This is a genomic window from Polymorphospora sp. NPDC051019 (assembly GCF_040683055.1).
GTDB classification, from domain to species: Bacteria; Actinomycetota; Actinomycetes; order Mycobacteriales; family Micromonosporaceae; genus Polymorphospora; species Polymorphospora lycopeni.
The window spans coordinates 49,548-73,430 of the sequence record NZ_JBFBCH010000032.1; the positions used below are offsets into that span (position 1 = coordinate 49,548).

Annotated in this window: 21 protein-coding genes; 17 read left to right on the forward strand and 4 right to left on the reverse strand. The window is 68.2% G+C overall.

The window, feature by feature from the left end; all coding sequences use genetic code 11:
• Window positions 1–14 precede the first annotated feature (14 nt).
• The 6 genes from AB0M79_RS33880 to AB0M79_RS33905 all read left to right on the forward strand — a co-directional run bounded on the left by AB0M79_RS33880 (window position 15) and on the right by AB0M79_RS33905 (window position 7,737).
• On the forward strand, window positions 15–1,451 hold the full coding sequence (locus AB0M79_RS33880; RefSeq protein WP_364222075.1) for a TldD/PmbA family protein: 1,437 nt from the start codon (window positions 15–17) through the stop codon (window positions 1,449–1,451).
• A complete protein-coding gene (locus AB0M79_RS33885) occupies window positions 1,448–2,845 on the forward strand; it encodes a metallopeptidase TldD-related protein (RefSeq protein ID WP_364222078.1) in 1,398 nt (465 codons plus the stop codon). The genes AB0M79_RS33880 and AB0M79_RS33885 overlap by 4 nt, the downstream gene beginning before the upstream one ends.
• A 159-nt stretch (window positions 2,846–3,004) precedes the next feature.
• The gene (locus tag AB0M79_RS33890; RefSeq protein ID WP_364222081.1) at window positions 3,005–3,676 is read left to right on the forward strand and encodes a hypothetical protein; all 672 of its coding nucleotides are present in this window, start codon (window positions 3,005–3,007) and stop codon (window positions 3,674–3,676) included.
• 264 nt (window positions 3,677–3,940) lie between these two features.
• The gene (locus AB0M79_RS33895) at window positions 3,941–4,747 is read left to right on the forward strand and encodes a hypothetical protein (protein WP_364222084.1); all 807 of its coding nucleotides are present in this window, start codon (window positions 3,941–3,943) and stop codon (window positions 4,745–4,747) included.
• 15 nt (window positions 4,748–4,762) lie between these two features.
• Window positions 4,763–6,709, forward strand: coding sequence for a fumarate reductase/succinate dehydrogenase flavoprotein subunit (locus tag AB0M79_RS33900; RefSeq protein WP_364222087.1), 1,947 nt, complete (start codon window positions 4,763–4,765; stop codon window positions 6,707–6,709).
• On the forward strand, window positions 6,709–7,737 hold the full coding sequence (locus tag AB0M79_RS33905; protein ID WP_364222090.1) for a succinate dehydrogenase/fumarate reductase iron-sulfur subunit: 1,029 nt from the start codon (window positions 6,709–6,711) through the stop codon (window positions 7,735–7,737). Before AB0M79_RS33900 ends, AB0M79_RS33905 begins: the two co-directional genes overlap by 1 nt.
• Window positions 7,738–7,862: 125 nt before the next feature.
• On the opposite strand, the gene AB0M79_RS33910 is transcribed toward AB0M79_RS33905, so the two are convergent.
• Complete coding sequence (locus AB0M79_RS33910) at window positions 7,863–8,279, reverse strand: (deoxy)nucleoside triphosphate pyrophosphohydrolase (protein ID WP_364222093.1); 417 nt, start codon at window positions 8,277–8,279, stop codon at window positions 7,863–7,865.
• Window positions 8,280–8,462: 183 nt separating this feature from the next.
• On the opposite strand from AB0M79_RS33910, the gene AB0M79_RS33915 reads away from it, so the two are divergent.
• Window positions 8,463–8,774: a 4a-hydroxytetrahydrobiopterin dehydratase gene (locus AB0M79_RS33915; protein WP_364222096.1), complete on the forward strand. Its 312-nt coding sequence runs from the start codon at window positions 8,463–8,465 to the stop codon at window positions 8,772–8,774.
• Between the two features lie 168 nt (window positions 8,775–8,942).
• Window positions 8,943–10,895, forward strand: a complete 1,953-nt coding sequence (locus AB0M79_RS33920; protein WP_364222099.1) for a kelch motif-containing protein — start codon at window positions 8,943–8,945, stop codon at window positions 10,893–10,895.
• Window positions 10,896–10,935: 40 nt separating this feature from the next.
• Here the strand turns inward: AB0M79_RS33920 and AB0M79_RS33925 are convergent, their stop codons facing one another.
• The gene (locus AB0M79_RS33925) at window positions 10,936–12,003 is read right to left on the reverse strand and encodes a glycoside hydrolase family 6 protein (RefSeq protein ID WP_364222102.1); all 1,068 of its coding nucleotides are present in this window, start codon (window positions 12,001–12,003) and stop codon (window positions 10,936–10,938) included.
• A 181-nt stretch (window positions 12,004–12,184) separates the two neighbouring features.
• Here AB0M79_RS33925 and AB0M79_RS33930 point away from each other — a divergent pair, with 181 nt between their 5' ends.
• Both AB0M79_RS33930 and AB0M79_RS33935 read left to right on the forward strand, forming a co-directional pair.
• A complete protein-coding gene (locus AB0M79_RS33930) occupies window positions 12,185–14,251 on the forward strand; it encodes a glycosyltransferase family 2 protein (protein WP_364222105.1) in 2,067 nt (688 codons plus the stop codon).
• Window positions 14,232–14,594: a PH domain-containing protein gene (locus AB0M79_RS33935; RefSeq protein ID WP_212826561.1), complete on the forward strand. Its 363-nt coding sequence runs from the start codon at window positions 14,232–14,234 to the stop codon at window positions 14,592–14,594. Before AB0M79_RS33930 ends, AB0M79_RS33935 begins: the two co-directional genes overlap by 20 nt.
• 16 nt (window positions 14,595–14,610) lie before the next feature.
• Here the strand turns inward: AB0M79_RS33935 and AB0M79_RS33940 are convergent, their stop codons facing one another.
• A complete protein-coding gene (locus AB0M79_RS33940; protein WP_364222108.1) occupies window positions 14,611–15,156 on the reverse strand; it encodes a hypothetical protein in 546 nt (181 codons plus the stop codon).
• A 127-nt stretch (window positions 15,157–15,283) separates the two neighbouring features.
• On the opposite strand from AB0M79_RS33940, the gene AB0M79_RS33945 reads away from it, so the two are divergent.
• The gene (locus tag AB0M79_RS33945) at window positions 15,284–15,685 is read left to right on the forward strand and encodes a hypothetical protein (protein ID WP_364222111.1); all 402 of its coding nucleotides are present in this window, start codon (window positions 15,284–15,286) and stop codon (window positions 15,683–15,685) included.
• A 77-nt stretch (window positions 15,686–15,762) separates the two neighbouring features.
• On the opposite strand, the gene AB0M79_RS33950 is transcribed toward AB0M79_RS33945, so the two are convergent.
• Window positions 15,763–16,974, reverse strand: a complete 1,212-nt coding sequence (locus AB0M79_RS33950; RefSeq protein WP_364222114.1) for a low temperature requirement protein A — start codon at window positions 16,972–16,974, stop codon at window positions 15,763–15,765.
• A 1,951-nt stretch (window positions 16,975–18,925) separates the two neighbouring features.
• Between AB0M79_RS33950 and AB0M79_RS33955 the strand changes: the two genes are divergently transcribed.
• From AB0M79_RS33955 to AB0M79_RS33980, 6 genes are all read left to right on the forward strand, one after another.
• On the forward strand, window positions 18,926–19,441 hold the full coding sequence (locus AB0M79_RS33955) for a helix-turn-helix domain-containing protein (RefSeq protein WP_364222132.1): 516 nt from the start codon (window positions 18,926–18,928) through the stop codon (window positions 19,439–19,441).
• A gap of 8 nt (window positions 19,442–19,449) precedes the next feature.
• Window positions 19,450–19,890: a hypothetical protein gene (locus AB0M79_RS33960; RefSeq protein WP_364222117.1), complete on the forward strand. Its 441-nt coding sequence runs from the start codon at window positions 19,450–19,452 to the stop codon at window positions 19,888–19,890.
• An 810-nt stretch (window positions 19,891–20,700) separates the two neighbouring features.
• Window positions 20,701–21,558, forward strand: coding sequence for a helix-turn-helix transcriptional regulator (locus tag AB0M79_RS33965; RefSeq protein ID WP_364222120.1), 858 nt, complete (start codon window positions 20,701–20,703; stop codon window positions 21,556–21,558).
• A gap of 20 nt (window positions 21,559–21,578) precedes the next feature.
• Window positions 21,579–21,782 carry a DUF397 domain-containing protein gene (locus tag AB0M79_RS33970; RefSeq protein ID WP_364222123.1) on the forward strand — a complete coding sequence of 68 codons (204 nt, stop codon included), beginning with the start codon at window positions 21,579–21,581 and terminating at the stop codon, window positions 21,780–21,782.
• Between the two features lie 31 nt (window positions 21,783–21,813).
• On the forward strand, window positions 21,814–23,037 hold the full coding sequence (locus tag AB0M79_RS33975) for an MFS transporter (protein ID WP_364222126.1): 1,224 nt from the start codon (window positions 21,814–21,816) through the stop codon (window positions 23,035–23,037).
• A gap of 144 nt (window positions 23,038–23,181) precedes the next feature.
• Window positions 23,182–23,499 (forward strand): hypothetical protein, encoded by a 318-nt coding sequence (locus AB0M79_RS33980; protein ID WP_364216729.1) that lies wholly within the window; start codon window positions 23,182–23,184, stop codon window positions 23,497–23,499.
• Window positions 23,500–23,883: the final 384 nt, after the last annotated feature.

The following is a 23,883-nucleotide window of genomic DNA, read 5'->3' on the forward strand; positions in this document are numbered from 1 at the left end:
CGGCGAGGAGACGCATGACGCATTTCGACGCGGCCACCGCGGCCGTACAGGCGGCACTCGACGCGGGGGCGCGCTACGCCGACGCCCGGGTCATGCACCGCCGCCACGAGTCGATGTCGGCCCGCAACGGCGAGGTCGAGCAGCTCGGCCAGAGCGAGGACGCCGGCATCGGCGTACGGGCACTGGTGGGCTCGAGCTGGGGCTTCTACGCCGTACCCGAGCTTTCCGACGCCGCCGCCCGCGCGGCCGGCGTCCGGGCCGCGGAGATCGCCGCGGCGAGCGCGACGGTGCCCGGCCGGGACAGCGGCCTGATCCCGGTCGACGGCCGCAGCGGCTCGTGGGCGTCGCCGTGCGAGATCGACCCGCTGACGATCGCGCTGAGCGACAAGGGCGACCTGCTGGTCCGGGCGACCGAGACGATGCGCGCGAACGGTGCCGACCTGGCCGAGGCCGACTACCAGGTCTGGGACACCACGAAGTGGTTCGTCTCCAGCGAGGGGCACCGGGTCGACCAGCGGGTCCGGGAGTGCGGCGGAGGCATCCGGGCGACCGCGATCGGAGCCGACGAGACGCAGCGCCGCTCGTACCCGAGCAGTTCGGGCCACTACGGCACCCAGGGCTGGGAGCTGATCGGGGCGCTGGACTTCGACGCCCACGCGGCGCGGATCGCCCAGGAGGCGCGCGAGCTGCTGACCGCGCCGCAGTGCCCGGCCGGCGAGACGACGCTCATCCTCGGCGGCGAGCAGATGGCGTTGCAGATCCACGAGTCGGTCGGCCACGCCATCGAACTCGACCGGATCCTGGGCTGGGAGGCGGCCTTCGCCGGCACCTCCTGGCTCGACCTCGGCCAACTCGGCAGCCTCCGCTACGGCTCGGAGCTGATGAACGTGACCATCGACCCGACGATCCCCGGGGCGCTGGGCAGCTTCGGCTTCGACGACGAGGGCACTCCGGCGACCCGCCGCGACGCCGTACGCGAGGGGCGCTGGGTGGGGGTGCTGGCCGGGCGGGACTCGGCGGCGGCCGCCGGCCTCGACTACGCCGGCAGCGTACGCGCCGACGGCTGGTCCCGGCTGCCGATGGTGCGGATGACCAACGTCGGGCTCGAACCCGGCCCGCACACGCTGGAGGAGATGATCGCCGCCACCGACGACGGGGTGCTGATGGACGTCAACCGGTCCTGGTCGATCGACGACCAGCGGCTCAACTTCCAGTTCGGCTGCGAGATCGGCTGGGAGATCAAGAACGGCCGGCGGGGCCGGATGCTGCGCAACCCGACCTACACCGGGATCGGGCCGCTGTTCTGGCGCTCGATGGACATGCTGTCGTCGGAGACGTTCGCGTGGGGCACGCCGGACTGCGGCAAGGGGCAGCCCGGCCAGGTCGGCCACACCGGCCATCCGGCGGCGCCCGCCCGGTTCACCGGCGTACGGATCGGGGTGCGCGGATGAGCGCCGACTTCTCGGGCCGGGCCGAACTGGATCTCGCCGCCCGGACGGTCGAACTCGTCCGGCGGGCCGCCGGGCCGACCGCCCAGGCGGAGGTCTTCACCGACCGGGTGGCGCAGGCTCTGACCCGGTTCGCCAACTCGGCGATCCACCAGAACGTCGCCGACACCGCGGTCACCGTACGGCTACGGCTGCACCTGGACGGGCGTACGGTCACCGGCTCCACGACCATGGTCGACGAGCCCGGGTTGCGGGCCCTGGTCGACCGGGTGATCGCCGCCGTCCGGGTCTGCCCGCCGGATCCGGGCTGGCCGGGGCTGACCCCGCCGGCCCCGGTCGTCGATCCGGGGCGGTTCGACGAGGCGACCGCCAACGCGTCCGCCGACGACCGGGCCGCCCGCGTACGCGCGTTCGTCGACGCCGCCGCCGGCCTGGAGGCGGCCGGCTACTGCCTGACCCGGAACTGGTCGGCGGCCTTCGTCAACAGCGCGGGCCAGGCGGTGACCGGCCGGACCGTGGCGACCGCGATGGCCGGTGTCGCCCGCGGTGGTGGCGCCGACGGGGTGGCCCGGCTCGCGTCCGGCCGGCTCGCCGATCTCGACGGTGCCGTGCTCGGGGCGCGGGCGGCGGCGAAGGCACGGGCCGGTGCCGATCCGGTGGAGTTGTCACCGGACCGCTACGAGGTGGTGCTGGAGCCGACGGCCGTCGCCGACCTGCTGCAGAGCCTGGCGCTGTGGGGGTTCAACGGCAAGGTGGTGGGTGAGCGCCGTTCGTTCGCCGAGCCGGGCAAGCCGCAGTTCGATCCGGCGATCACGCTGCGCGACGACGCGCCGAACGGGCTCGGCCTGCCGTTCGACTACGAGGGCACCCCGCGGGCGCCGCTGACGCTGGTCGATGCCGGACGGACCACCGCAGTCACCCACGACCGGCGCACGGCGGCCGCGGCCGGGACGGCGTCGACCGGGCACGCGCCGCCGACCGACAACCCGTGGGGCCCGGCAGCGGGCAACCTGGGGCTCGTTCCGGCGTCCGGCGGTCCCGCACCGACCGAGGTGGCCGGTCCGGCGGTCGACTCCGACAGCGCCGACCTGGTGTCCGGGGTGGAGCGCGGCCTGTTGATCACCGACTTCTGGTATACGCGGGTGCTCGACCCGCGCAGTCTGGTGATGACCGGCCTGACCCGTAACGGGGTCTGGCTGATCGAGGACGGGGTGGTCACCAGGCCGGTCCGCAACCTGCGCTTCACCCAGTCCTATCCACAGGCGCTGGCACCGGGTGCGGTCCTCGCCCTGGGCCGGCGGGCCACGCTGCTGCCGGACGAGTGGCACCCGTCGACCTGGTCGGCGCCGGCCATGCGGCTGGCCTCCTGGAACTTCACCGGCGGCGCCTCGGGCTGACGTTGACGCAGCCATCAGGTCGTCGTAGCTTAGGTAAGCCTTACCGCACGAGTAGGGCCAACCGGTTGCGGGTGGCACGGACATGGTCGGCCGTGCCACCCGACGGACCGGGCGACGCGGGGGATGCCACGGTCGCCCATCAATGCTTGACTGTCGGGCGTGACAGACGACGCCCCCGCGAGCGGACGAGCCGACCCCACTCCCGGCGGTCCCGGCGGCCGGGCCGCCGACCCGTCAGCCGCGAAGACCGTGCCCACCGGGCCGGACGAGCGGCCCCATCGCCGCCGCCGGCTCTGGATCGCCATCGCCGCCGGCGTGTTCGGCACGCTGGTCCTGGTGGGGTGCGTCGGGGCGGCGGGGCTGACCGTCGTGCTCGGCCGGACGGCCGACGAGGTCGAGCGGGTCACCCACGGGCGCGACCGCGTGCAGACGGCCTGCCTCGAACTGGAGACCAGGCTCAACCGGCTGTCCCCACCCGGGGCCGCGCCGACCCCGCAACGCCGGGCGACCGCGATCCGCGACGAGAACGCGGCGGTCCGGCCGTTCCTGGTCGAACTCGACGAACTGCGTCAGCGGCACGACGGCGGAGACCTCGACGACCTCGACGATGACGACCTCGACGACCGGTCCGGCTGGGAGCAGGGCTGGCTGCGCCTGGTCGACGCCCGGGTGGCGTACGCCGACGCCCTCGACCGGCAGGCGGCGAGCGGCGACCCCGCGTTCTTCATCGCCCCCCGCACGGGCGAGGGCCGGCCGGTGGTCGACCGGCTGGTGGAGGGGCCGCCGTCGTGCGCCGGCACGGTCCGGCGGCTGGCCGCCCCCGACCTGTGACGAACAGTGATATTGATGGATATAACCACATCCACACTAGAATTACGCCAGATTCTTTCGTAACCTGCGGGACACACGCGGGCTGCTGTTATGGGTGCGGCCGGCCGCGTGCGGCGTAACGTGTGCACCGGACTGCGCCGTTATGCGGTGGGCGCAGTGAGGCAGCGCCCGGTGGCGAGGTCGTGGATGTGCCCCCCGTGTCCACGGACCCCGCCTTGATTTCCGTGCCCGGCGCACAGACCGGGCCCCGTCAGGGAGACAGTAATGACGACTACGGCAACGAGGCCGGGCGGACCGCGGCGGCGCGCCGCGATCTCGGCGAAGACGTTGCGTACGGACCGCTGGTGGCTTCCCCCACTTATCACGGTCATCGGCCTCGGCGCCTGGGTCGCCTACGCCACCATCCGAGTTTTCATGCACAAGTGGTACTGGGTCGAGGACTTCCATTACCTGACCCCGTTCTACTCGCCCTGCGTCACCGAACGGTGCGTGCCTGAGGCGGCCCACTTCGGCCGCTTCCTGCCGGGCTGGTGGATCATCCCGGACGCGGCGATGACCCTGCCGTTCCTGCTGCTGTTCCGGCTCACCTGCTACTACTACCGCAAGGCCTACTACCGGGCGTTCTGGCTCTCCCCGCCGGCCTGCGCGGTCCCCGACGGCCACAAGACCTACTCCGGCGAGACCCGCTTCCCGCTGGTCGGGCAGAACCTGCACCGCTACGCGTTCTACGCCGCCGTCATCATCTCGCTGATCAACACCTGGGACGCCGTCCTCGCCTTCCGCAGCCCCGAGGGCTTCGGGTTCGGGCTCGGCAACGTCATCCTGGTCGGCAACGTGGTGATGCTGTGGGCATACACGCTGTCCTGCCACTCCTGCCGGCACATCGCCGGCGGCCGGCTCAAGCACTTCTCGAAGCACCCGGTGCGCTACGCGTTCTGGACGTTCATCTCCAAGCTCAACGTCCGGCACATGCAGCTCGCCTGGATCACGCTCGGCACGCTGGCCTTGACCGACTTCTACGTGATGGCGCTGTCCGCCGGCTGGATCAACGACCTGCGGTTCATCAACTGAGGGCCCTGACAAAAAATGACTACGCGAATCGAACGACACCACTTTGACGTCGTCGTCATCGGTGCCGGTGGCGCCGGGCTGCGCGCGGCGATCGAGGCCCGGCAGGCCGGCAAGCGTACGGCGATCATCTCCAAGTCGCTGTTCGGCAAGGCCCACACGGTCATGGCCGAGGGCGGCGCCGCCGCCGCGATGGGCAACGTCAACAGCAACGACAACTGGATGGTGCACTTCCGGGACACCATGCGGGGCGGCAAGTTCCTGAACAACTTCCGGATGGCCGAACTGCACGCCAAGGAGGCGCCGGAGCGGATCTGGGAGCTGGAGACGTACGGCGCGCTCTTCGACCGGACCAAGGACGGCCGGATCTCGCAGCGCAACTTCGGCGGCCACGAATACCCGCGGCTCGCGCACGTCGGTGACCGCACCGGCCTGGAGCTGATCCGTACCCTGCAGCAGAAGATCGTGTCGCTCCAGCAGGAGGACAAGAAGGAGTTCGGCGACTACGACGCCCGGATCCGGGTGTTCGCCGAAACCACGATCACCGAGCTGCTGCTCGACGGCGACCGGGTCGCCGGCGCGTTCGGCTACTACCGGGAGTCCGGCGAGTTCGTCCTCTTCGAGGCGCCGGCGATCGTGCTGGCCACCGGCGGCGTCGGCAAGTCCTACAAGGTCACTTCCAACTCGTGGGAGTACACCGGCGACGGGCACGCCCTGGCGTTGCGAGCCGGCGCGACCCTGATCAACATGGAGTTCCTCCAGTTCCATCCGACGGGCATGGTCTGGCCGCCGTCGGTGAAGGGCATCCTGGTCACCGAGTCGGTCCGCGGTGACGGCGGGATCCTGAAGAACTCCGAGGGCAAGCGGTTCATGTTCGACTACGTCCCCGACGTCTTCCGCAAGCAGTACGCGGAGACCGAGGAGGAGGCGGACCGCTGGTACACCGACCCGGACAACAACCGGCGCCCGCCGGAACTGCTGCCCCGCGACGAGGTCGCCCGGGCGATCAACAGCGAGGTCAAGGCCGGCCGGGGTACGCCGGCCGGCGGCGTCTACCTCGACATCGCCAGCCGGCTGCCGGCCGAGGAGATCCGGCGCCGCCTGCCGTCGATGTATCACCAGTTCAAGGAACTGGCCGATGTGGACATCACGAAGCAGCCGATGGACGTCGGGCCGACCTGCCACTACGTGATGGGTGGCGTGGAGGTCGACCCGGACACCGCGGCGGCGTCCGGCACCGTACGCGGGCTGTTCGCGGCCGGTGAGGTCTCCGGCGGTATGCACGGCTCCAACCGGCTCGGCGGCAACTCGCTGTCCGACCTGCTGGTCTTCGGCAAGCGGGCCGGCGAGTTCGCCGCCGCGTACGTCGACGGGCTGGCCAGGCGCCCGAAGGTCGGCGAGTCGGCCGCCGCCGACGCGGTCGAGCACGCTCTCGCCCCGCTGAACCGCACCGAGGGCGAGAACCCCTACCACCTCCAGCAGGACCTTCAGGCCGTGATGGGCGACCTGGTCGGCATCATCCGGCGCAAGGGCGAGCTGGAGGACGCGCTGGTCAGGCTGGCCGAGCTGCGCCAGCGGCTGCGCAACGTCCGGGCGACCGGCGGCCGCCGCTACAACCCGGGCTGGCACCTCGCCCTCGACCTGCGCAACATGCTGGTCGTGTCGGAGTGCACGGCGCTGGCGGCGCTGGAGCGGGAGGAGTCGCGCGGCGGCCACACCCGCGAGGACTTCCCGGCCATGCAGGCCCAGTGGCGGACCGTCAACCTGGTGTGCTCGCTCGACGGCGACAAGGTACGGCTGGAGCACAAGCCGCTGCCGACTATGCGTTCCGACCTGGTCCAGCTCTTCGATCGCGCCGAGCTGGCGAAGTACCTGACCGAGGACGAGCTCGCGGCGTTCGACGCCGGCAAGGCGAGCGGACAGATCGCGGACTCGGCCGAGACCGCGCTGAAGGGTGAGGCGTGATGGGCAAGCGGCACTTCAAGGTCTGGCGTGGTGACGAGGACGGCGGCGACCTCCAGGACTACCAGGTGGAGGTCAACGAGGGCGAGGTCGTCCTCGACATCATCCACCGGTTGCAGGCCACCGAGGCGCCCGATCTGGCCTGCCGGTGGAACTGCAAGGCGGGCAAGTGCGGGTCGTGCTCGATGGAGATCAACGGCATGCCCCGGCTGAGCTGTATGACCCGGATGTCCACCTTCGAGGAGACCGAGACCGTCACCGTCACCCCGCTGCGGACGTTCCCGGTCATCCGGGACCTGGTCACCGACGTCTCCTTCAACTATGAGAAGGCCCGGGAGACCCCGGCGTTCGCCCCGCCCGCCGACCTGGCGCCCGGCGAATACCGGATGAAGCAGGTCGACGTCGAGCGGTCGCAGGAGTTCCGCAAGTGCATCGAGTGCTTCCTGTGCCAGAACACCTGCCACGTGGTGCGTGACCACGAGGAGAACAAGAAGGCGTTCGCCGGGCCGCGCTACTTCATCCGGGCCGCCGAGCTGGACATGCACCCGCTCGACGACCGGAGCGACCGCAAGGAGTACGCGCAGCAGGCGCAGGGACTGGGCTACTGCAACATCACCAAGTGCTGCACCGAGGTGTGCCCCGAGCACATCAAGATCACCGACAACGGGATCATCCCGATGAAGGAGCGGGTCGTCGACCGGCGTTACGACCCGCTGGTCTGGCTGGGCAGCAAGATCTTCCGGCGTGGCCAGAGCGAGCGCGAGCTCGATCAGGTCGGCGCCACCGGCCTGCCGGCGTCGGAACTGCCCGCCCGGGGCGACCACAGCCCGGAGGCGGAGGCCGAACGCGGCGTCAACTGGCACCGGCAGGTGCCCCGGCCGCAGACCTCGGCGGTGGACCAGAACGGGCGGCTGCCGCTGACCGAGTTGACGTCGGAGAACGCCGCCGCGCCGTCGCCGTTCGGTGACGACGTACGGTTCCCGCTGCCGAGCGAGAGGCTCAACTACCACCATCCGCGGCAGGGCGACTGAGGACGCGGGCAACGGGGGTCGCGGGGCTGTGCCCCACGGCCCCCGTTGCCATATGTCGGTTTTATTGCATAAGTCCCGGCGTGTCAGCCAGAGATGGCGTGCCGGACGGAGCAGGGTGGACCAGGTCAGCGCGAGTAGCTGGCCAGGATCGGACGGAGGGCGGCGACGATGGGCACGTCTGCGGGCAACCACGTCACGGTGTCGAGTTCGTCGGGGGCGAGCCAACGCAGTTCGGCGTGTTCCAGCGGCCTGGGCCGCACCTCGTCCCGCAGCCGGGCCAGATAGACCCCGAGCACCGCGTCGCCGCGTCCGAGCGGCACGTCGTGCCCGACCCGGTCGCCGACCTCGATCCGGACGCCCAGTTCCTCCTCGCATTCGCGGATCAGCGCCGCGACGTCGGATTCTCCGGTCTCGACCTTGCCGCCGGGAAACTCCCACTTCCCGGCCGCCTCGGGCGGACTCGACCGGGCACAGGCAAGCACGCGACCGGCCTCGACGATCGCCGCCCCCACGACCCGGCGGGTCGATCCCTGGTTCCCCACGGGCAATCAGGGTGCCAGATCAATCGGTAAATCGGGTAATGCAGCCGTCCTGTAGGACACCAGAAGACGGAAATGTGGGCGTGGACACCCAGCCGCCCAGCGGCAAGACTGGGAGCACCGACCATGACACGAGAAGGCGACGATTTGGCCACAAGCCGGCAACGACGCCTGGGAGGTGTGGCGATGCGTGCCCTGTGGAGCGGTCGACCCCGCCGCGACTACCTCAGCGACGCCCTCACCCAGTTGAGCGGCTGGACCCGTGAGGGCTGCCAGATCAAACGCACCCTGACGATCGACGACAGCCAGCACGCTGCCCTCACCGAGCGCATCAAGGTCGTCTCGGACGCCCTGCATCTGCAGCCCGAGATCCGGCGCCTCGACGGGCACACCCAGATCAGGGTGGGTTGCCGCAACGAAGGTCCGATCACGGAGGGCGAGATCGCACTCGCCGCGCGTATCGAGGATGCGTATCGCACGGTTACCGCCATCTCGTGACTCAAACCCCGATACAGGGTGATTTTCGTCTCGGCTTTTCTCAGCAATTCGTCGGATTCGGGCTGATCAGCCGCCGATAGTCCGCGTCACCCCCGTCACCGGGACGCGTGACCGGCATTGAACCGGGACGAGCGGGCCTCTACCGTGCTTCAGTCGGATGGAGGCTCGATGACCACTGAGAAGCGCCGCCGCAGGCTCTTCCCCCGGCGAATCGCGCTCCAGGCGCTCGCCGTGGCCGTACTGATCACCGCCAACGCTCCACCGATCTACAACTTCGTCTCGGCGTACGCCCACGAACGTGAGATCAACAGCGACGCATACAAGGCCCGGCACGGGCAGTGGCGGGTCATCGAACTGCCGTCCGACGTACGGATCAACGCCATCCACGCCGCCCTGCTCGACACCGGAAAGCTGCTGCTGATCGCCGGCTCCGGCAACAACCGGGCCGAGTTCGAGGCGGGATCGTTCCGCACCCTGGTCTACGACCCGGTCAGCGGCTACACCAAGGACGTACGCACCCCGACCGACCTCTTCTGCGCCGGGCACGCGTTCCTGCCGAACGGCAACCTGCTCGTCGCCGGCGGCACGCTGCGCTACGAGGTGCTCGCCCCGGACGTCACCCGCGCCGGCGGGACCATGATCGTCAAGAACGAGTCCCCCGACGACGACGTCCGCACCTTCCCCAAGGGCACCGAGTTCGTCGCCCCGGACGGCCGGCGCTACGTGGCCGCCGCCGAGTTCATCGTCGAGCCCGCCACCAAGACCGAGTTCCGCGGCGGCCGGGTGACCGTAACGGCCAGCGAGACGAGCCTCTGGGTGGACGCCGTGGAGGAGGGCAGCGGCTCGGTCAGCGCCACCCCCACCCAGTACGCGATCACCGGGCTGACCGGCGTCGACCGGCAGAACCTCTACGGCCTCGCCGACAAGATGACCCTGGACAAGCAGGACTACCAGGGAACCAGGGAGACCTACGAGTTCAACCCGCGCACCGAGGAGTACGAGCGGGTCGGCGACATGGCCGAGAAGCGCTGGTATCCGACGCTGACCGGGCTGCCCGACGGGCAGGTGCTCTCCGTCGCCGGGCTCGACGGTGCCGGCCAGGTCCTCGACGGCTCGGTGAACGAGATCTACGACCCGAAGACGAAGAAGTGGACCGTACAGCCGGACCTGGACAAGTACTTCCCGACGTATCCGGCGCTCTTCCAGACCAGCACCCCCGGCCGGCTCTTCTACACCGGCTCCAGCACGGGCTACGGTCCCGAGGACGACGGCCGGCAGCCCGGCTTCTGGAACCTCGACGACAACACCTTCGAGCCGGTACCCGGCCTGCGTGACGCCGACCTGATGGAGACCAGCGGTTCGGGGTGGGTCGGCCCGGTGCAGGACCAGACGATCATGGTGGTCGGCGGCGGCGGCATCGGCGAGTCACCCCGCTCCAGCGCCCGGATCGACCTGATCAAGCTCGACGACGCCGCCCCACGCTTCGTACCCGGCCCCGACCTGCCGGAGGGCACCCGCTACCCCAACCTGGTCCAGTTGCCCGACGACACCACGCTGATCACCAACGGGTCCCGCGACTACCGGGGCAAGGGCAACAGCGACAACCACAACGCCCGGATCTACCACCCGGACACCAACACCCTGACGCTCGCCGCCGACCCCAACATCGGCCGCAACTACCACGGCTCGGCGATCCTCCTGCCCGACGGCCGCGTCCTCACCGCCGGCTCCGACCCGCTCTTCCGGGACAAGGACAACCTGATCCCGGGCGAGTTCGAGCAGCGGCTGGAGATCTACAGCCCGCCCTACCTCTTCCAGGGCGCGCGGCCGGTGATCAGCGCCGGTCCGGCCAGCGTCGGGTACGGCGACGAGGCCACCCTCACCGTGCCGGCGAACTACGCCGGCATCGAGAAGGCCCGGCTGGTCCGGCCCAGCGCCGTCACCCACAGCACGAACGTCGAGCAGCGGTCGATCGCGCTGGACTTCACCGAGCGGGGCGACCAGGTGACGGTGACGATCCCGACCGAGGCCGCGGTCGTACCACCGGGGTACTACATGCTCTTCCTGACCAACCGGATGGGCGTGCCGTCGGCCGCCCACTGGGTCCAGGTTGTCGACTGACGTGTCGGCCCGGCCGACCCCGGGCCGACACGTCCCGACCTCACGACCGGGTGGCCAGGCCCAGGGCGTAGTCCGGCCACCACTCGCCGGCCACCGGCTCGCCCGGCCGGCAGGCACCGTCGGAGTCACCGGGGCGCTTGATCCACAGCAGCGCGTCCACCCCGGGCAGATCGGTGTCGCTGGTCGGCTCGGCGCCGAGCGCCCGCCCGGGTGGGTTGCACCAGCCCGGCCCGCCGTCGACCTCCCCGCCGGGCCACGGGCCGGCGCCGTTGCGGCTGGTGTCGATCACGAACCGGGCACCGCCCAGAGCCTGCGCGAGACGCCCGCCGTACTCGACGTTGTCGGGCGTCGAGACGAAGTTGGAGACGTTCAGCGCGAACCCGTCGGCCCGCTCCACCCCGGCCCTGCGCAGCGCGTCGGCCAGCGCCCCGGTGTCGCGGATCCAGGTCGGGTTACCGGCGTCCAGGTAGACCCGGGTCGACGGCCCCTGCTTGAGCACCGTGACCGCGTCGTCGAGCAGGGCGAACCGCTCGCTGGCCGACGCCTTGCAGCCGTCGAGGGCGTGCGCGACCGCGTCCGGCTCGACCACCACGGTCGCGGCCTGCGAGCCGATGCCCGCCGCCACCGCCCGGATCCAGGCCCGGTATTCCTCGGCGCTGTCCGCGCCACCGGCCGAATAGCTGCCGCAATCGCGCTGCGGAACGTGATAGGCGACCAGCACGGGCATCTGCCCGGCGGCACCGGCCCGGCGGACGACCGAGTCGACCTCGGCGGTGATCTCGGCCGGGTCGGTGGCGGTCAGCCAGTACGCGATCGGCCGGCTGGCGATCTTGTCGATCTGCGCCGCGTCGTCGGTCCGGCCCGCCGCCGCCCAGCGCGACTTCTGCCCCGCCGCGGGCGTGTCCGGATCGACGAAGAAGGTCATCCCGGCGAGCGGGTTGTCGCCCGGTGGCACGGCCAGCCCGGGTGCCGGCCCGTCGGCCCGGGGCGTCGACGGCGGCGGGTCGGGTTCGTCGGGCGCACCGGAACAGCCGGCCACCAGCGCCACGAGGGCCGCGCCGGTGCCCGCGAGCAGCCGGCCACGAAACCCGAACCTTCTGACGATCATCGATGCCATCCGTTCCTCGTCGTCTGGAAAGCGTAGTGCAGCCGCCCGGCCACCCTCCCCGCCCGTCGATCCCGCCCCGGACACCACGGACACGGCGCGAAGCAGACAAACGTCTGTCGATCACGACCACCGCACACATATGCTCGCCACCGCGACAGCTCGGACCGAACCTGAGGACACCGTGAGCCCATCGTCAAACCCGTCAGCCGAAGCGGGCTCCTGGGAACGGCTCGAAGCCTTCAGCCGGCTGGCCGGCCCGCTGCGGGAAGTGCCGACCGACCGGCCCTACCGGGTCCGCTACCGCGACATGCGCAAGACGGACGGCCTCGGCCGGCTCAGCAAGGCGGTGTTCATCGCCGTACTCAACCTGACCTTCGAGGGCCTCTTCGTCTTCTGGCTGTTGCGGCCGGGCCACTTCGCCGAACCGAACCCGGGCCGGTGGGAGGCCGTCGCCAACGTCTTCGTGATCTGCTCGATCGGTCTGGTCGAACTGCTCCGACTGATCAATGTGGTGTCGCTGTCGCTGGCCTCACTGGCCGCCCGCGACCCCGTACCGGTCGCGCCCGACAGCACGATACGGGTCGCCTTCCTGACCACGATCGTGCCGAGCAAGGAGCCGCTGTCGGTCGTACGCGACACCCTGCGGGCCGCCCTGCGCATCCGGCACCGCGGGGTCTTCGACGTGTGGCTGCTCGACGAGGGCAACGACCCGGCCGTCATCGCGCTGTGCAAGCAACTCGGCGTACGGCACTTCTCCCGCAACGGGATCGAGCACTACAACCAGCGCAAGGGCGCGTTCCGGGCCAAGACCAAGCACGGCAACTACAACGCCTGGGTCGACCGGCACGGCGACGAGTACGACGTCTTCCTCTCCGTCGACCCCGACCACGTGCCGCTGGCCAACTTCGCCGAACGCATCCTCGGCTACTTCCGCGACCCCGACGTGGCGTACGTCGTCGGCCCGCAGTGCTACAAGAACAGCGAGACCTTCGTCACCCGGGCCGCCGAATCACAGCAGTTCCCGTTCCACAGTGTCATCCAGCGGGCGGCCAACCGATACAACGCGGCGATGCTCGTCGGCACCAACAACGCCATCCGGATCTCCGCGCTGCGCAGCATCGGCGGCCTCAGCGACTCGATCACCGAGGACATGGCCACCGGGCTGAAGCTGCACACCACCCGCAACCCGCAGACCCGGCGGCGCTGGAAGTCCGTCTACACCCCCGACGTGCTCGCCGCCGGTGAGGGGCCGTCAAGCTGGTCCGACTATTTCAGCCAGCAGCGCCGCTGGTCGCGCGGCACCTTCGAGATCCTGCACGGCGAGTTCTGGAAGCGGGTCTTCCGGCTCTCCCCCGGCCGGCTGCTGCACTACGGGCTGATCACCACCTTCTATCCCTCGATGGCCGTCGGCTGGCTACTCGGCGCGGTCAACGCGATCCTGTTCCTGGCGCTGGGGGTCAGCGGCATCATCGTCGCCCCCACCATCTGGTTCGCCCTGTACGTCGACGCCACCGCCTTCTCACTGTGGCTCTACCTGAGCAACCGGCGCTACAACGTCAGCCCGTACGAGGCGGAGGGCTCCGCCGGCCTCAAGGGCATGCTGATGTCGGTCATCTCCGCACCGATCTACGCGGCGATGCTGGTGAGCACGTTCCTGCGCCGGCCGGCCCGGTTCGTCGTCACCCCCAAGGGCGAGTCGTCGAGCAGCGACGGCCTACGGACGTTCCGCAACCACATCGGCTGGATGGTGGTCTTCGCCGGGGCGCTGGGCGTCGCGTTCGCCCTCGGCCACGCCGCACCGGCCGCCCTGCTGTGGCCGACCGTCGCACTGCTCGTGTCGATCACGCCGATCGTGCTGTGGCGCCGCGAGGTGTGGCAGTCGAAGCGGGCCGGCCAGGCTCGACCCGCCCGGCCGGGTACGCCCGACCACGCCGGCGACATCACGATGGAGATCCCGAAGATCGTCCTTCAGGACGAGTTGGCCCGGCAGCCGCGTACCCCCGCCCAGCGGGGGCCGGCCGCCGACCGGCCGCGCCCGGCCAGCCGGATCGAGCCGCCGATCGAGACCGTACGGATCCCGACCCAGACGGCGACGGCCACGCCGATCCAGCTGGCCCCGAGTGCCACCCCGGCCGTACCCGCGGCCACCGGCCCGTCCGCCGGTTCGCCGCCGGCGCCGGCACCCGACCCGGCGGGCCCGGTGGCGCTGTCGATCTACCCTCGGACGCATGGCGAACGTGACCTATGACCGGCGGGAACAACTCCAGCAGATCGAGTCCGGCCTGCTCCAGAACGAGCAGATCATCGCGGTCTACGACGCGATCGGCGTCGGCACCGGCTTCATCGGCCTCACCAACCGGCGGGTGATCCTCCAGGACAAGTCGTTCGTCGGCAAGAAGATCGCGATCACCAGCATCCCCTACTCGAAGATCACCAGCGTCAGCGTGGTGAGCAACCGGTCATGGACCGGCAACTTCTTCTCCACCGGGGCGATCGCGATCCACGTCGGCACCCACACCTACGAGATCGAGTTCCGGGGCGACCAGAAGAGCCACCACGTGCACAACGTGATTCTCCACTACATCTCCTAGACGCGCCGCCGCGCTCTCAGCCCGCCCGGCGCTGGAGCGTGTAGACCCCGGCCCCGGCGGCGACGACCGCGGCCCGCTCCGCCACGCCGGACCGCTCCGAGGTCGCCTCGATCCGTAGCTGGAGCGGCCCGACCGCGACCGTGATCGCGGTGCCGGGTACGACGACCAGCCGCAGCGCCGTCCGGTCCCGGTCGGGATCAGCCGTCCCGTTCGACGGGTCGTCGACCGGCACCGGCGGCCGGACGGCGGCGGGCAGCCGGCCCGGTGCCCGACGGTTCACGTAGAAGCCGAGGTCGGCGTCGCTGGCCGCGCCGAGCACGGCCCGGAAGGCCGCCCGGTAGTCGGCGCCCGGCCAGCGGTATTCGCCGCGTTCGAGCTTGCCGACATAGTTGCCGTCCAGGCCGCCCACCCGGCCGGTCACGGCGAACATCCGGGCATTGACCGCCTCGGCCAGTTCCTGACGGGACATCGCCCGGCCCGAGCCCGACGTGGACGGCCGGTTCAACCGGGCATTCCGCAACAGGTCGTTCGCCTGCCCCATGTAGATCTCGCTCTCTCCCACCGGTCCGACCGGCGGCGCGACCGTCGAGGATCGACGGACTCACCGTCGGTGCGTAGTCAACCGATCACGGAAGCGACCCGCAAGGGTTCAAACCGTGACCGTCGGACCCCGCCGCTAAGCTCCTCGGATGCCGACGAGACCGACCGACGAGTGGCGCAGACGGGTCGACGAAGAAGCGACCGCCATGGCCGACGGATCACTGCCGGCCGAGAAGGCGTACGCCCACCGGCTCTGGCCGGAACAGCTCATCACCGACACCGAGGTGGTGCTCACCGCCTTCGAGGCCGACGTCCGCGCCCTGGCCGCCCCCGACGACAAGCAGGTCTTCGAGGTCGTGCAACGTGTCGTCGAGGCACTGAACGAGGTCAACTACCGGCAGACCGGGACCGGTATCGAGACCGGCGAGCGCGAGGAGTTGTGCCTTTACATCGACGACTCGCTCACCGACGCCGGAGTGGACGTGGCGGCACTGACCGCCCGACACGGCATGCCCCGCCACGAACTCACCGACGAGTGGCGCGACTGGTGACCGCCGACCGCACACGTTGAAGCGGAACCTGGACCGTCGCTTCCGCAACCCGCGACAGGCTGACGCGCTGGTCAGGCTCAGTTCGGGGCGCCGGGAGGTTCCGTGGCTGGTGACGGGGCTTCCAGTGGTCGACCCCGGGCGTGCCGGGCGTCGGCCAGGGCCATGCCGAGAAGGATTGCGAGGGCGCCTGCCGCCGCGATCAACGGTGTGGTGAAGGCCAGCGGCAGCGCCGCGGCCGCCAGAGCCGCGATGCCGATGAGCCTGCTTCGGGAGACCCGGTTGAACACCACGCGTTCCAGTCCGATCCGACCGATGACGAAAACGATCGGCCCGCCGAGGATCACGACCAGCCAGACTGGGCGTATGTGGTCCACCGGGTGGGTCACGACAAGTTCGTAGCCGATCGCCACGAGCACGATGCCCAGGACCATCAGCACGTGGGCGCGCCCGACATTGCGGCCGGCTCTGACCCGGTCTCCGGCCGCGTCGACGGCCTCGGGAAGCACCTGCCCCGCCCGGTAGTAGTAGATCCGCCACAGGAACACCGTGGTGGCGAAGCCGACCACCAGGGCAAGCGCCGCGGCCAGTGACACCGGCGTCCGGGTGTAGGTGAGCCCCAGCGCCAGCACGCTCTCGCCGAGTGCGATCAGCAGAAGTTGTTCGTACCGCTCGGCGAGGTGATGGGTCTTGCCGGGGTCCCAGGCGCTGTCCAACTGCCGGCCCATGCCGGGCACCGGCCAGGAGAAGCGGGCCGCCACGAGATCGATCGCGATGGCCAGCGCCCACAGGCCCACTCTGGCCCCGCCCTGGACCAGGATGCCTGCCAGCCACGGCACGCCCGAAACGGTGAACCAGATCGCCGACCGGGTGTACAGGGTTCGCTGCAGGCGATCCCGCAGGAGCCCGACGAGGACCAGAGGCCGCCCCACCTGAAGGACAACGTACGGTACGGCAAACGCATAGCCGCGTTCGATGAACGCGTAGGGCAACGACGATGCCATGAACACCACGCCGAGTGCGGTGAGCAGCACCATCACCTGGACGGCCGGCCGCCTCGGGTCGAAGCGGCTGGTGATGTGGGACGTGGTCGTCCACAACCACATGATCGGCAGGGCCAGCACCAGGACATACAACAGCCCTGCCCACGGCTGGGCGAAGCTGTCGGCGGACATGTCCATCACGACCCGCGAGACGACCCCCAGCAGGGCAAAGACCAGCACCAGGTCGAAGAACAACTCCAGGAAGTTCGCCCGTCGCGTCAGGCCTGCCGCGCTCGCCGAGCTTTCCACCTTCTGACCAGGGGATTGCTGGTTTCGGCCACGTCCGGTCGACCGGCCACCGGCCCTACCATCAGCCACCGACTCATTCTTCAGCCCGCCAGGCCCGAACGAGCAGAAAAACGCAAAGTGCCGCTCTCGATCGACGAACTCATCAAGCCGGACCTGTCACCCACGTCCCGAGACCGGTTCCTGACCTCGGGAACGGGCCGGATTCAGACGTTGAAGCGGAACTTGGATCGTCGCCTTCACAGCCTGCGGCAACCCGACTGGCGCGCTGGTCAGGCTCGCCCCGGGCTCACGTCGTTACTGGCCAGTTGCCGACGTTTGACGCTGCCTTGTGCCCCGCGTGTGCCCCAGGAGACTCCTCCCCTCAGGCGAACCACCCGAGGGCGCTGACCGGGGCCAACATCGCGGCCGTCCCAATATCCGCCCAATCAGTCACCAACCGGCAATATCGGCCATTACGGCGATAACTCGATATTCTCACCTAAGGGACTAAGGGCCGCATCCGCAATTAAAGCGGACCAAGGAACCGGATCCACCAAGCCGCGCAACAGGTGTCCGAACACCTGCACGTCAGTGACTATCGGTAACTAAGCGATCACGAACATTGACGTGATTCGCCCGACATTACGACTCGCCGGAGTTCATGAAGTTGCGGCCCGCAGGCGGGTGTAGCATAAGCGAGCCCAGGCCGATCGGTCTGGACAGATCAGGCCGACCGGCCTAGACAGATGAAGGAGCCGCAGTGGATTCCGCTGATGGCACGGGCGGGTTAGGGCCGCCCTTGACCGAGCGTAGTCGCTCGACAGGCGGTGCGGGCCCAATCAGCGCAAACGAAGAGGAAGCTCGTCCCTCGAACACGGGGACATCAACGAGCAAGGGGGGCGACCGGGCGGAATCCGGACGCCCCCCTCAGGATCCAAGCAGCCAGGCAAGGCTTGTTGGTCAGGACAATGTAAGCCCCGGATCGGGGCGTGCCTACAGCATGTCGAGAAGGATCACAGTAACGGTCAGAAAACTGACAGCGCTCTTGCTCGCAGTGGCGGGAGCGGTTGGTGCATTGACTGCCGTGGTCGCTGGCGTCGCCACCTTCCTAGAGGGCGTCAAGAACCTGCTTTAAGAAGCAGTAACGAGCGATGCGGGGCCTGACGGGAACCGTCGGGCCCCATCCGCACTGCATGCCAAGTGGCGTCATTAAGTGGAATGCAGTCGTGACTGCTCGCCTGTTGTCGTAGATCACTGCCTGTGTAGGGTATTTCACACACGTGCAGAGCGTGATCAAGGAGGCGCACAAGGTGGCACACCCCGGCGACCTTTGGTACGAGATGCCCGATTGGTGCCATTATCGCAACAAGAATGGTGACTCGGTCATTTTGGCAGAAACGCAGGGTTGGTCCCTCTTTGCAAAGGGTGCGCTAAGGTATGCCATGTCAAGATGCTCTACCGAAGGGCTCACGACACTCGGGGTAGAGCCGCTGTCTGCCTACTTATACCAAGTCACGTTTCCCCTTGACGAGGACATCTATGGGCTTCACTTCGCCGACATTGGTCCCCCTGGGCAACGTTTCCTCGCCCTCCGCGCCTCGTTCTCAAGTGGACGGAACTTGTCCATCAGGTGTCTTGCTATCGCTGAGCTGCGGTTTCGGCGCGTCAGACATAGGGTTCAAGGGGGCCTCAACCGTTTGGGTGAAACCTAACGATCTTGCAAACCCCCTACCCAGAGGGGGCGCTACAGTGCAATGATCGGTCTAGACCGATGGAACTCAATGACGAGGGCGGTAGTTGAGTGAGGCCAGCACCCGAGGGCAGGGGGCTGATGCCGAGGCGAGCGGCGCTAGTGCGGAGGCGCTGCACACAGGGAGGTGGCTGTGGCATGGAGGCCTATGGCTTGACTATCTGGCATGGGGGCGCCCATCTGTCAGATGAAGCAAGTCGAGCGCGACGCGAGCAGAATCGAATGCTGCTGGCCGGGGCCGAGGATGCGAAGATCCGAGTCAAGGTAGTTCAAGCTCTCGGACAGCTGCGCAACTCTCTAAAGATCAGCCAGCGGCAGGTTGCGACTCTGATGGGTACTCAGCAGTCTGCCGTATCCGACCTCGAAAAGGGAATAACCGATCCTCGCCTCTCAACGATTCAGCGATTCGCCAGGTCAATTGGGTGGCGAGTCAACATTGAGATCGTGGAAGATCTGGACGACCCGGAGACTACTGCCGCCCGATCTCTCGTCTACTACAGTTCATGGCGCCACACAGACGCCCCAACCGAACAATCGAACCTTCATGTTGGAGAAACTAGCTCGGCCGATCACCCTTGGCGGCGGGTTCTTGAATCCATCGAGTCGGCCCCTTCTAGTGCTCAAGACTTAAAGAGATCCCTCGGTGAGCCGGAGCCGAGTGGTCACGTTGGGTGGTTTGGTCGGGGTGAGGTACCGCGGGGTAACCTTCAACCAACTGGTTCGCGAGCGGGCGGATAGTTCGCCAGATGGTCGAGGGTAGCGTGGAAGACCTACGAAGCGTAAGCATGCAGGTTAGCAATCATCTTGCGCTTCTGGATCTGCGGTTAGTAAACATTGTGGGGAACTTGATATTTCCCTCACCTAAGAGGCCGCTTGACCTCGAAGCATCTGTCCTCGTAGATCTTACAAGGTTCAGCGAATTCGTTACCTACGACATCAAATACATGCTATCAGTGAAGGATCGAGACGATAGCAGTGTGATGGATACCGAGATCACGTTGAACCTCCTCTTTAAGGTGAAAGATGAGGTCAATCCGACGGAGAGTGACCTAAGAGCTTTTGGCTCTGTGGGCGCTTTAGATATAGCTCACCCCTATATGCGTGAGACAGTCCAGTCTTTGACGGCTCGCATGGGGCTACCGCCGCTTGTGTTGGAAATCCGAGCACCGGAGCCTATTAACGTCTGAGTAAGCGCCTGCGAGAGCGGCCCACATTGTCACACTGGCCGCGACGTCAAGCAGATGCCAACGCACGTAAGTGCTTTGGAAGAGAACTGGTTCGACGAGGTTGAAGTTGGTACGCGGCGCCTTTGGCCGTAGGACGATCCCGCCATCCCGTCTGCCGTCGACCCGCCCATCGCGGGAGCGGGCCGTCGCCCCGGCCCGCCACATCAAGCAGGCCTTGACGGCTCGTACGGACACTGGCGGGTCGGGGCGGCGGTCTGCTCGGCTTGCCCGGGTCGATGGCGGGCGGGATGGCGCCACCGCAACCCCCCACGGACCGCGACCCGCCGACGGCGGCCGGGGTATCCCGGAGCCCGAGCGCCCCCGCCGGAGGCGCAGTAACCGCAACCGCGCACGGCCCGGCCCGCTCGTCGACGCCGGCCCGTGGGCGGGCGCGTCGGCTTGGTCCCCCGGTCGTGGCCGGCGGCCGGTCTGCGCACCCCCAACCATTCGAAACCTCGTGCCGTCGTCGGCGGCCCGCTTGGGCCTTCCGCTTCCGCGCCGACCGTCGGGCGTGTTGCGTGGCCGGAGTCGGAGCGCCAGCGAAGCGACGGACACGCGCCCAGACGGCGGCGCGTGCGGCCCGTCTCGGGCCGCCTTGAAGACGTACAGAAACTTTGCACGTCTCGACCGGCAGCCGGCCACAACCCCGCCCAGGTCCGGGTAGTTCTCGCCGAAAGCAGCCCCCGCCCGCACTCCAATGTCGGGTGCCTGACTGGAGTTCATGCAGGTCAACCGGTAGCATCGTGCATATACACGGACGATCGGAGTGCGGTGGCAGGCTTTGCAGAGCCCGAGCAGGTCGCCGCGCGTCATGAGCTTGGCGCAGAGCTGCGACAGCTTCGGGAACAGGCTGGATTGTCCGGTCAGGGCTTGGCGGATCTGCTGGGTTGGTCCCAATCCAAGGTGAGTCGGATCGAGCAGGCGAAGACCCTGCCATCGCTCGATGACGTCGGTACGGCGTTGGCCGCACTCGGGGCGTCCGACTCGACGAGTGCCCGACTGCTGGAGCTGGCAGCGGTTGCGACGTCCGGCAGTTGGCGGAACTCCACCGGAGTCGGACTGACCCGCAGGCAACAGGACTTCGTGGCGCTGGAAGGCTCGGCGGTCGAGATCTGCCACTACAACCCGGTACTCCTGCCTGGCTACATGCAGACCGAGGACTACGCCCGGAGCGTTATCAGGATGGCTGGGGCCGCCAACGAGGAACGAGCAGTCGAGTACCGGATGGCCCGTCGGTCGACGATGCTCCGTGAGGACGGTCCCCAGTACCGGGTGACGCTGCCCGAAGCCGTGCTCCGGTGGCGTCCCGTTCCGGTCGATCAGATGGCCGAGCAACTGCGGAAACTGGCCGAGTACGCCACCCTGCCGAACGTTGAGCTGCGCCTCATCAGCCTCGACCGGGAACAGTCGTCGTTCATGCAACATCCGCTGATGGTCTTCCGCTACACCTCGCCCGACATACTCAGGGCGCTTGTCGAGACGACCACCCAGGATCACCACATCACCGAGACCGCTCCAACCGAGCAGCTTCTACGTAACTTTGAGCAACTTACTTCCTCCGCCCTGTCACTTGATGATTCACTGACTCTGATCCGCAAGGTCATCAATACCTTCGCGGATGCTTCGTGACCCCTCGTCAAGGAGACGGCATGGCAGAGACTCCGACCCCTGTGCGCTGGCGGAAGAGCAACGTCAGCGGTGACGGCAACTGTGTCGAGGTTGCCGAACTGACCGGCGCCGAGATCGGTGTACGAGACAGCAAGGACAGTGCCGGGCCGGTGCTGACCTTCTCCCCCGCCGCCTGGGGAACCTTCCTCGACGGCGTCAAGACCGGAAGCTTCGACTCCCGGTAGACACAGCCGTGAAGGCCTGGAGGGTGAGCGGATGACGGAAACGATGGCAGAGCCGAAGCACGATCAGCCGAAGCCCTCGCGGGGCTTCGGAGCGCTGTGGGGCTCCGCTGTCGTCTCCAGCGTTGGCGATGGGGCATACATCGCCGCCGCTCCCCTCCTGGCCGCCTTCCTCACCCGTGACCCGCTCGGCGTCGCTGCCGTCAGCGCTGCCGCCGCTGCTCCCTGGTTTCTGGTGAGTTTCTGGTCGGGCGCCATCGTCGACCGGTTCTCTCGTCGCCTGGTCATGGTGGTCTCTGAACTCGTGCGAGCGTTGGGCCTCGGACTCCTCGTCGTCCTGGTCCTGCTCGACATGGCGACCATTCCCCTGCTTGCGATCACGTCGTTCCTGGTGGTCACTGGGCAGTGTTTCTCCGATCCGGCAGCACAGGCCATGCTCCCCCACGTGGTTGGGCGCGATCAGGACCGTCTGACCCGAGCAAACGGCCGGATCTTCGCTGGCGAGACCGTGGGAAAGTCTCTGGTCGGACCACCGATCGGCGGACTGACGTTCTCGATCGCTCCCTGGGTGCCGTTCGCGCTTGACTCGGCGTCCTTTGTGGCGTCTGCTGCCCTGGTTGCCAAGGTGCCGCCCGCTCCCCCACCACCACGCGACACCGGTCAGAGCATCACGGCCGCGATCAGAGAAGGCTTCGCCTACCTCCTTCGTGACCGGCTACTTCTCGTGCTCTCGCTGTGCCTTGCCGTCTACAACCTGACCTACAACCTCGCTGCGGCCACCCTGGTCCTGTTCGCCACTGATGCCCTCGGCGTGACCGACCTGGGCTTCGGGCTACTTCTTGCCGTCAGCGCGGCCGGCGCTGTCATCGCGGGCTGGGTCTCGGCTCCGCTCGTCCGCGTGCTCACCATGCGCGGCGCGGTCGTGCTTGCCTGCATCTGCCAGGCAGCAGCCTGGCTCGGAATCGCTGCCACCTCGTCGCCGTGGTTCGCCGCCCTGGGCTTCGTAGCGCTCGGCGCAACGTCGACCCTAGTCACCGTCGCCGTGGTCTCGGCCCGACAGCAGCTCGTGCCCGACCATCTACTCGGACGGGTCGTCTCGGCCTTCCGCCTCATCGGCAACGGCATCGCGCCGATCGGCTCCCTGATCGGCGGTCTGGTAGCTGCGGGAGCTGGCCTGCGCGCCCCGATGGTTGTCGCCGCCGCTGTCACCGCCGGCGCGATAGCAGCCCTGTCGGTGCCCCTTTTCCGACGTTTGTAACCTCCCGCGCCATCTGAGTTCTACCAGCCTCGATTCATTGCATCGTGCATAGTCACGGAGTATCGTCGTGCATATGCAAGATGCCCCGCATCTCGCTGGAGCAGTCGTCCACAGGGGACGCGCTCAGACACTTGGAGGTAGCTCGTGAAGCTGTACGTGGACACGACCGGCAAGCAGGTCACGGTGTCGAAGGGCACCGAGCCGAAGAACGACCAGAACGGTAACCAGCGTTCCGAGAAGGGGACGGGCCGGCTGATGTGGGCCACCCAGGTCTTCGTGCTCGATGAGACTGGGGGCGAGGTCATCACCATCACCACGGCGGGTGAGAAGCCGAACGTGACGGTGGGACAGCTCGTCTCCGTCGAGCAGTTGGAGGCCATTCCGTGGGCGACCAACGGGCGTAACGGCGTCGCGTTCCGTGCGGTGTCGCTGAAGCCGATGTCGGGTGCTTCGGGCAAGTAGCAAGTCCTTCGCACATCTTGTGCTGCACGTCGCCGCATGTGTCCGTGGCATCTGACAGCGACCTGATCCGTCGCTGACCGTTCGATCATCTGCATTGCAGTCCAGGAATTTGAACGGCTCCTAGATTCCTGGCCTGGTGACCACGTCCGGTGGTCACACCCGTTCACGGCGCGGGGTCGGTACCGGCTCTATGCCTGCCGGCCTCGCGCCTCTTTCCATTTCTTTTCCAGCCCCTTTGTTGGGAGGACTCGTCATGTCCGTTTCCGCGCTGGTTTTCGCTGTTGTCGCGGCGACTCTGTACGCCGGGCATCAGCTCGCTGACCACGTTCTCGGTCAGAGTGACGCCCAGGCGTCGAACAAGGCCGCTTCGGGTTGGGGTGGCTG

Coding starts and splice junctions, on each gene's coding strand:
- AB0M79_RS33880 (WP_364222075.1), top strand. CDS start 15: ATGACGCATTTCGACGCGGCCACCGCGGCCGTACAGGCGGCACTCGAC.
- AB0M79_RS33885 (WP_364222078.1), top strand. CDS start 1,448: ATGAGCGCCGACTTCTCGGGCCGGGCCGAACTGGATCTCGCCGCCCGG.
- AB0M79_RS33895 (WP_364222084.1), top strand. CDS start 3,941: ATGACGACTACGGCAACGAGGCCGGGCGGACCGCGGCGGCGCGCCGCG.
- AB0M79_RS33900 (WP_364222087.1), top strand. CDS start 4,763: ATGACTACGCGAATCGAACGACACCACTTTGACGTCGTCGTCATCGGT.
- AB0M79_RS33905 (WP_364222090.1), top strand. CDS start 6,709: ATGGGCAAGCGGCACTTCAAGGTCTGGCGTGGTGACGAGGACGGCGGC.
- AB0M79_RS33915 (WP_364222096.1), top strand. CDS start 8,463: ATGCGTGCCCTGTGGAGCGGTCGACCCCGCCGCGACTACCTCAGCGAC.
- AB0M79_RS33920 (WP_364222099.1), top strand. CDS start 8,943: ATGACCACTGAGAAGCGCCGCCGCAGGCTCTTCCCCCGGCGAATCGCG.
- AB0M79_RS33925 (WP_364222102.1), bottom strand. CDS start 12,003: ATGATCGTCAGAAGGTTCGGGTTTCGTGGCCGGCTGCTCGCGGGCACC.
- AB0M79_RS33935 (WP_212826561.1), top strand. CDS start 14,232: ATGGCGAACGTGACCTATGACCGGCGGGAACAACTCCAGCAGATCGAG.
- AB0M79_RS33945 (WP_364222111.1), top strand. CDS start 15,284: ATGCCGACGAGACCGACCGACGAGTGGCGCAGACGGGTCGACGAAGAA.
- AB0M79_RS33955 (WP_364222132.1), top strand. CDS start 18,926: ATGCTGCTGGCCGGGGCCGAGGATGCGAAGATCCGAGTCAAGGTAGTT.
- AB0M79_RS33960 (WP_364222117.1), top strand. CDS start 19,450: ATGGTCGAGGGTAGCGTGGAAGACCTACGAAGCGTAAGCATGCAGGTT.
- AB0M79_RS33970 (WP_364222123.1), top strand. CDS start 21,579: ATGGCAGAGACTCCGACCCCTGTGCGCTGGCGGAAGAGCAACGTCAGC.
- AB0M79_RS33975 (WP_364222126.1), top strand. CDS start 21,814: ATGACGGAAACGATGGCAGAGCCGAAGCACGATCAGCCGAAGCCCTCG.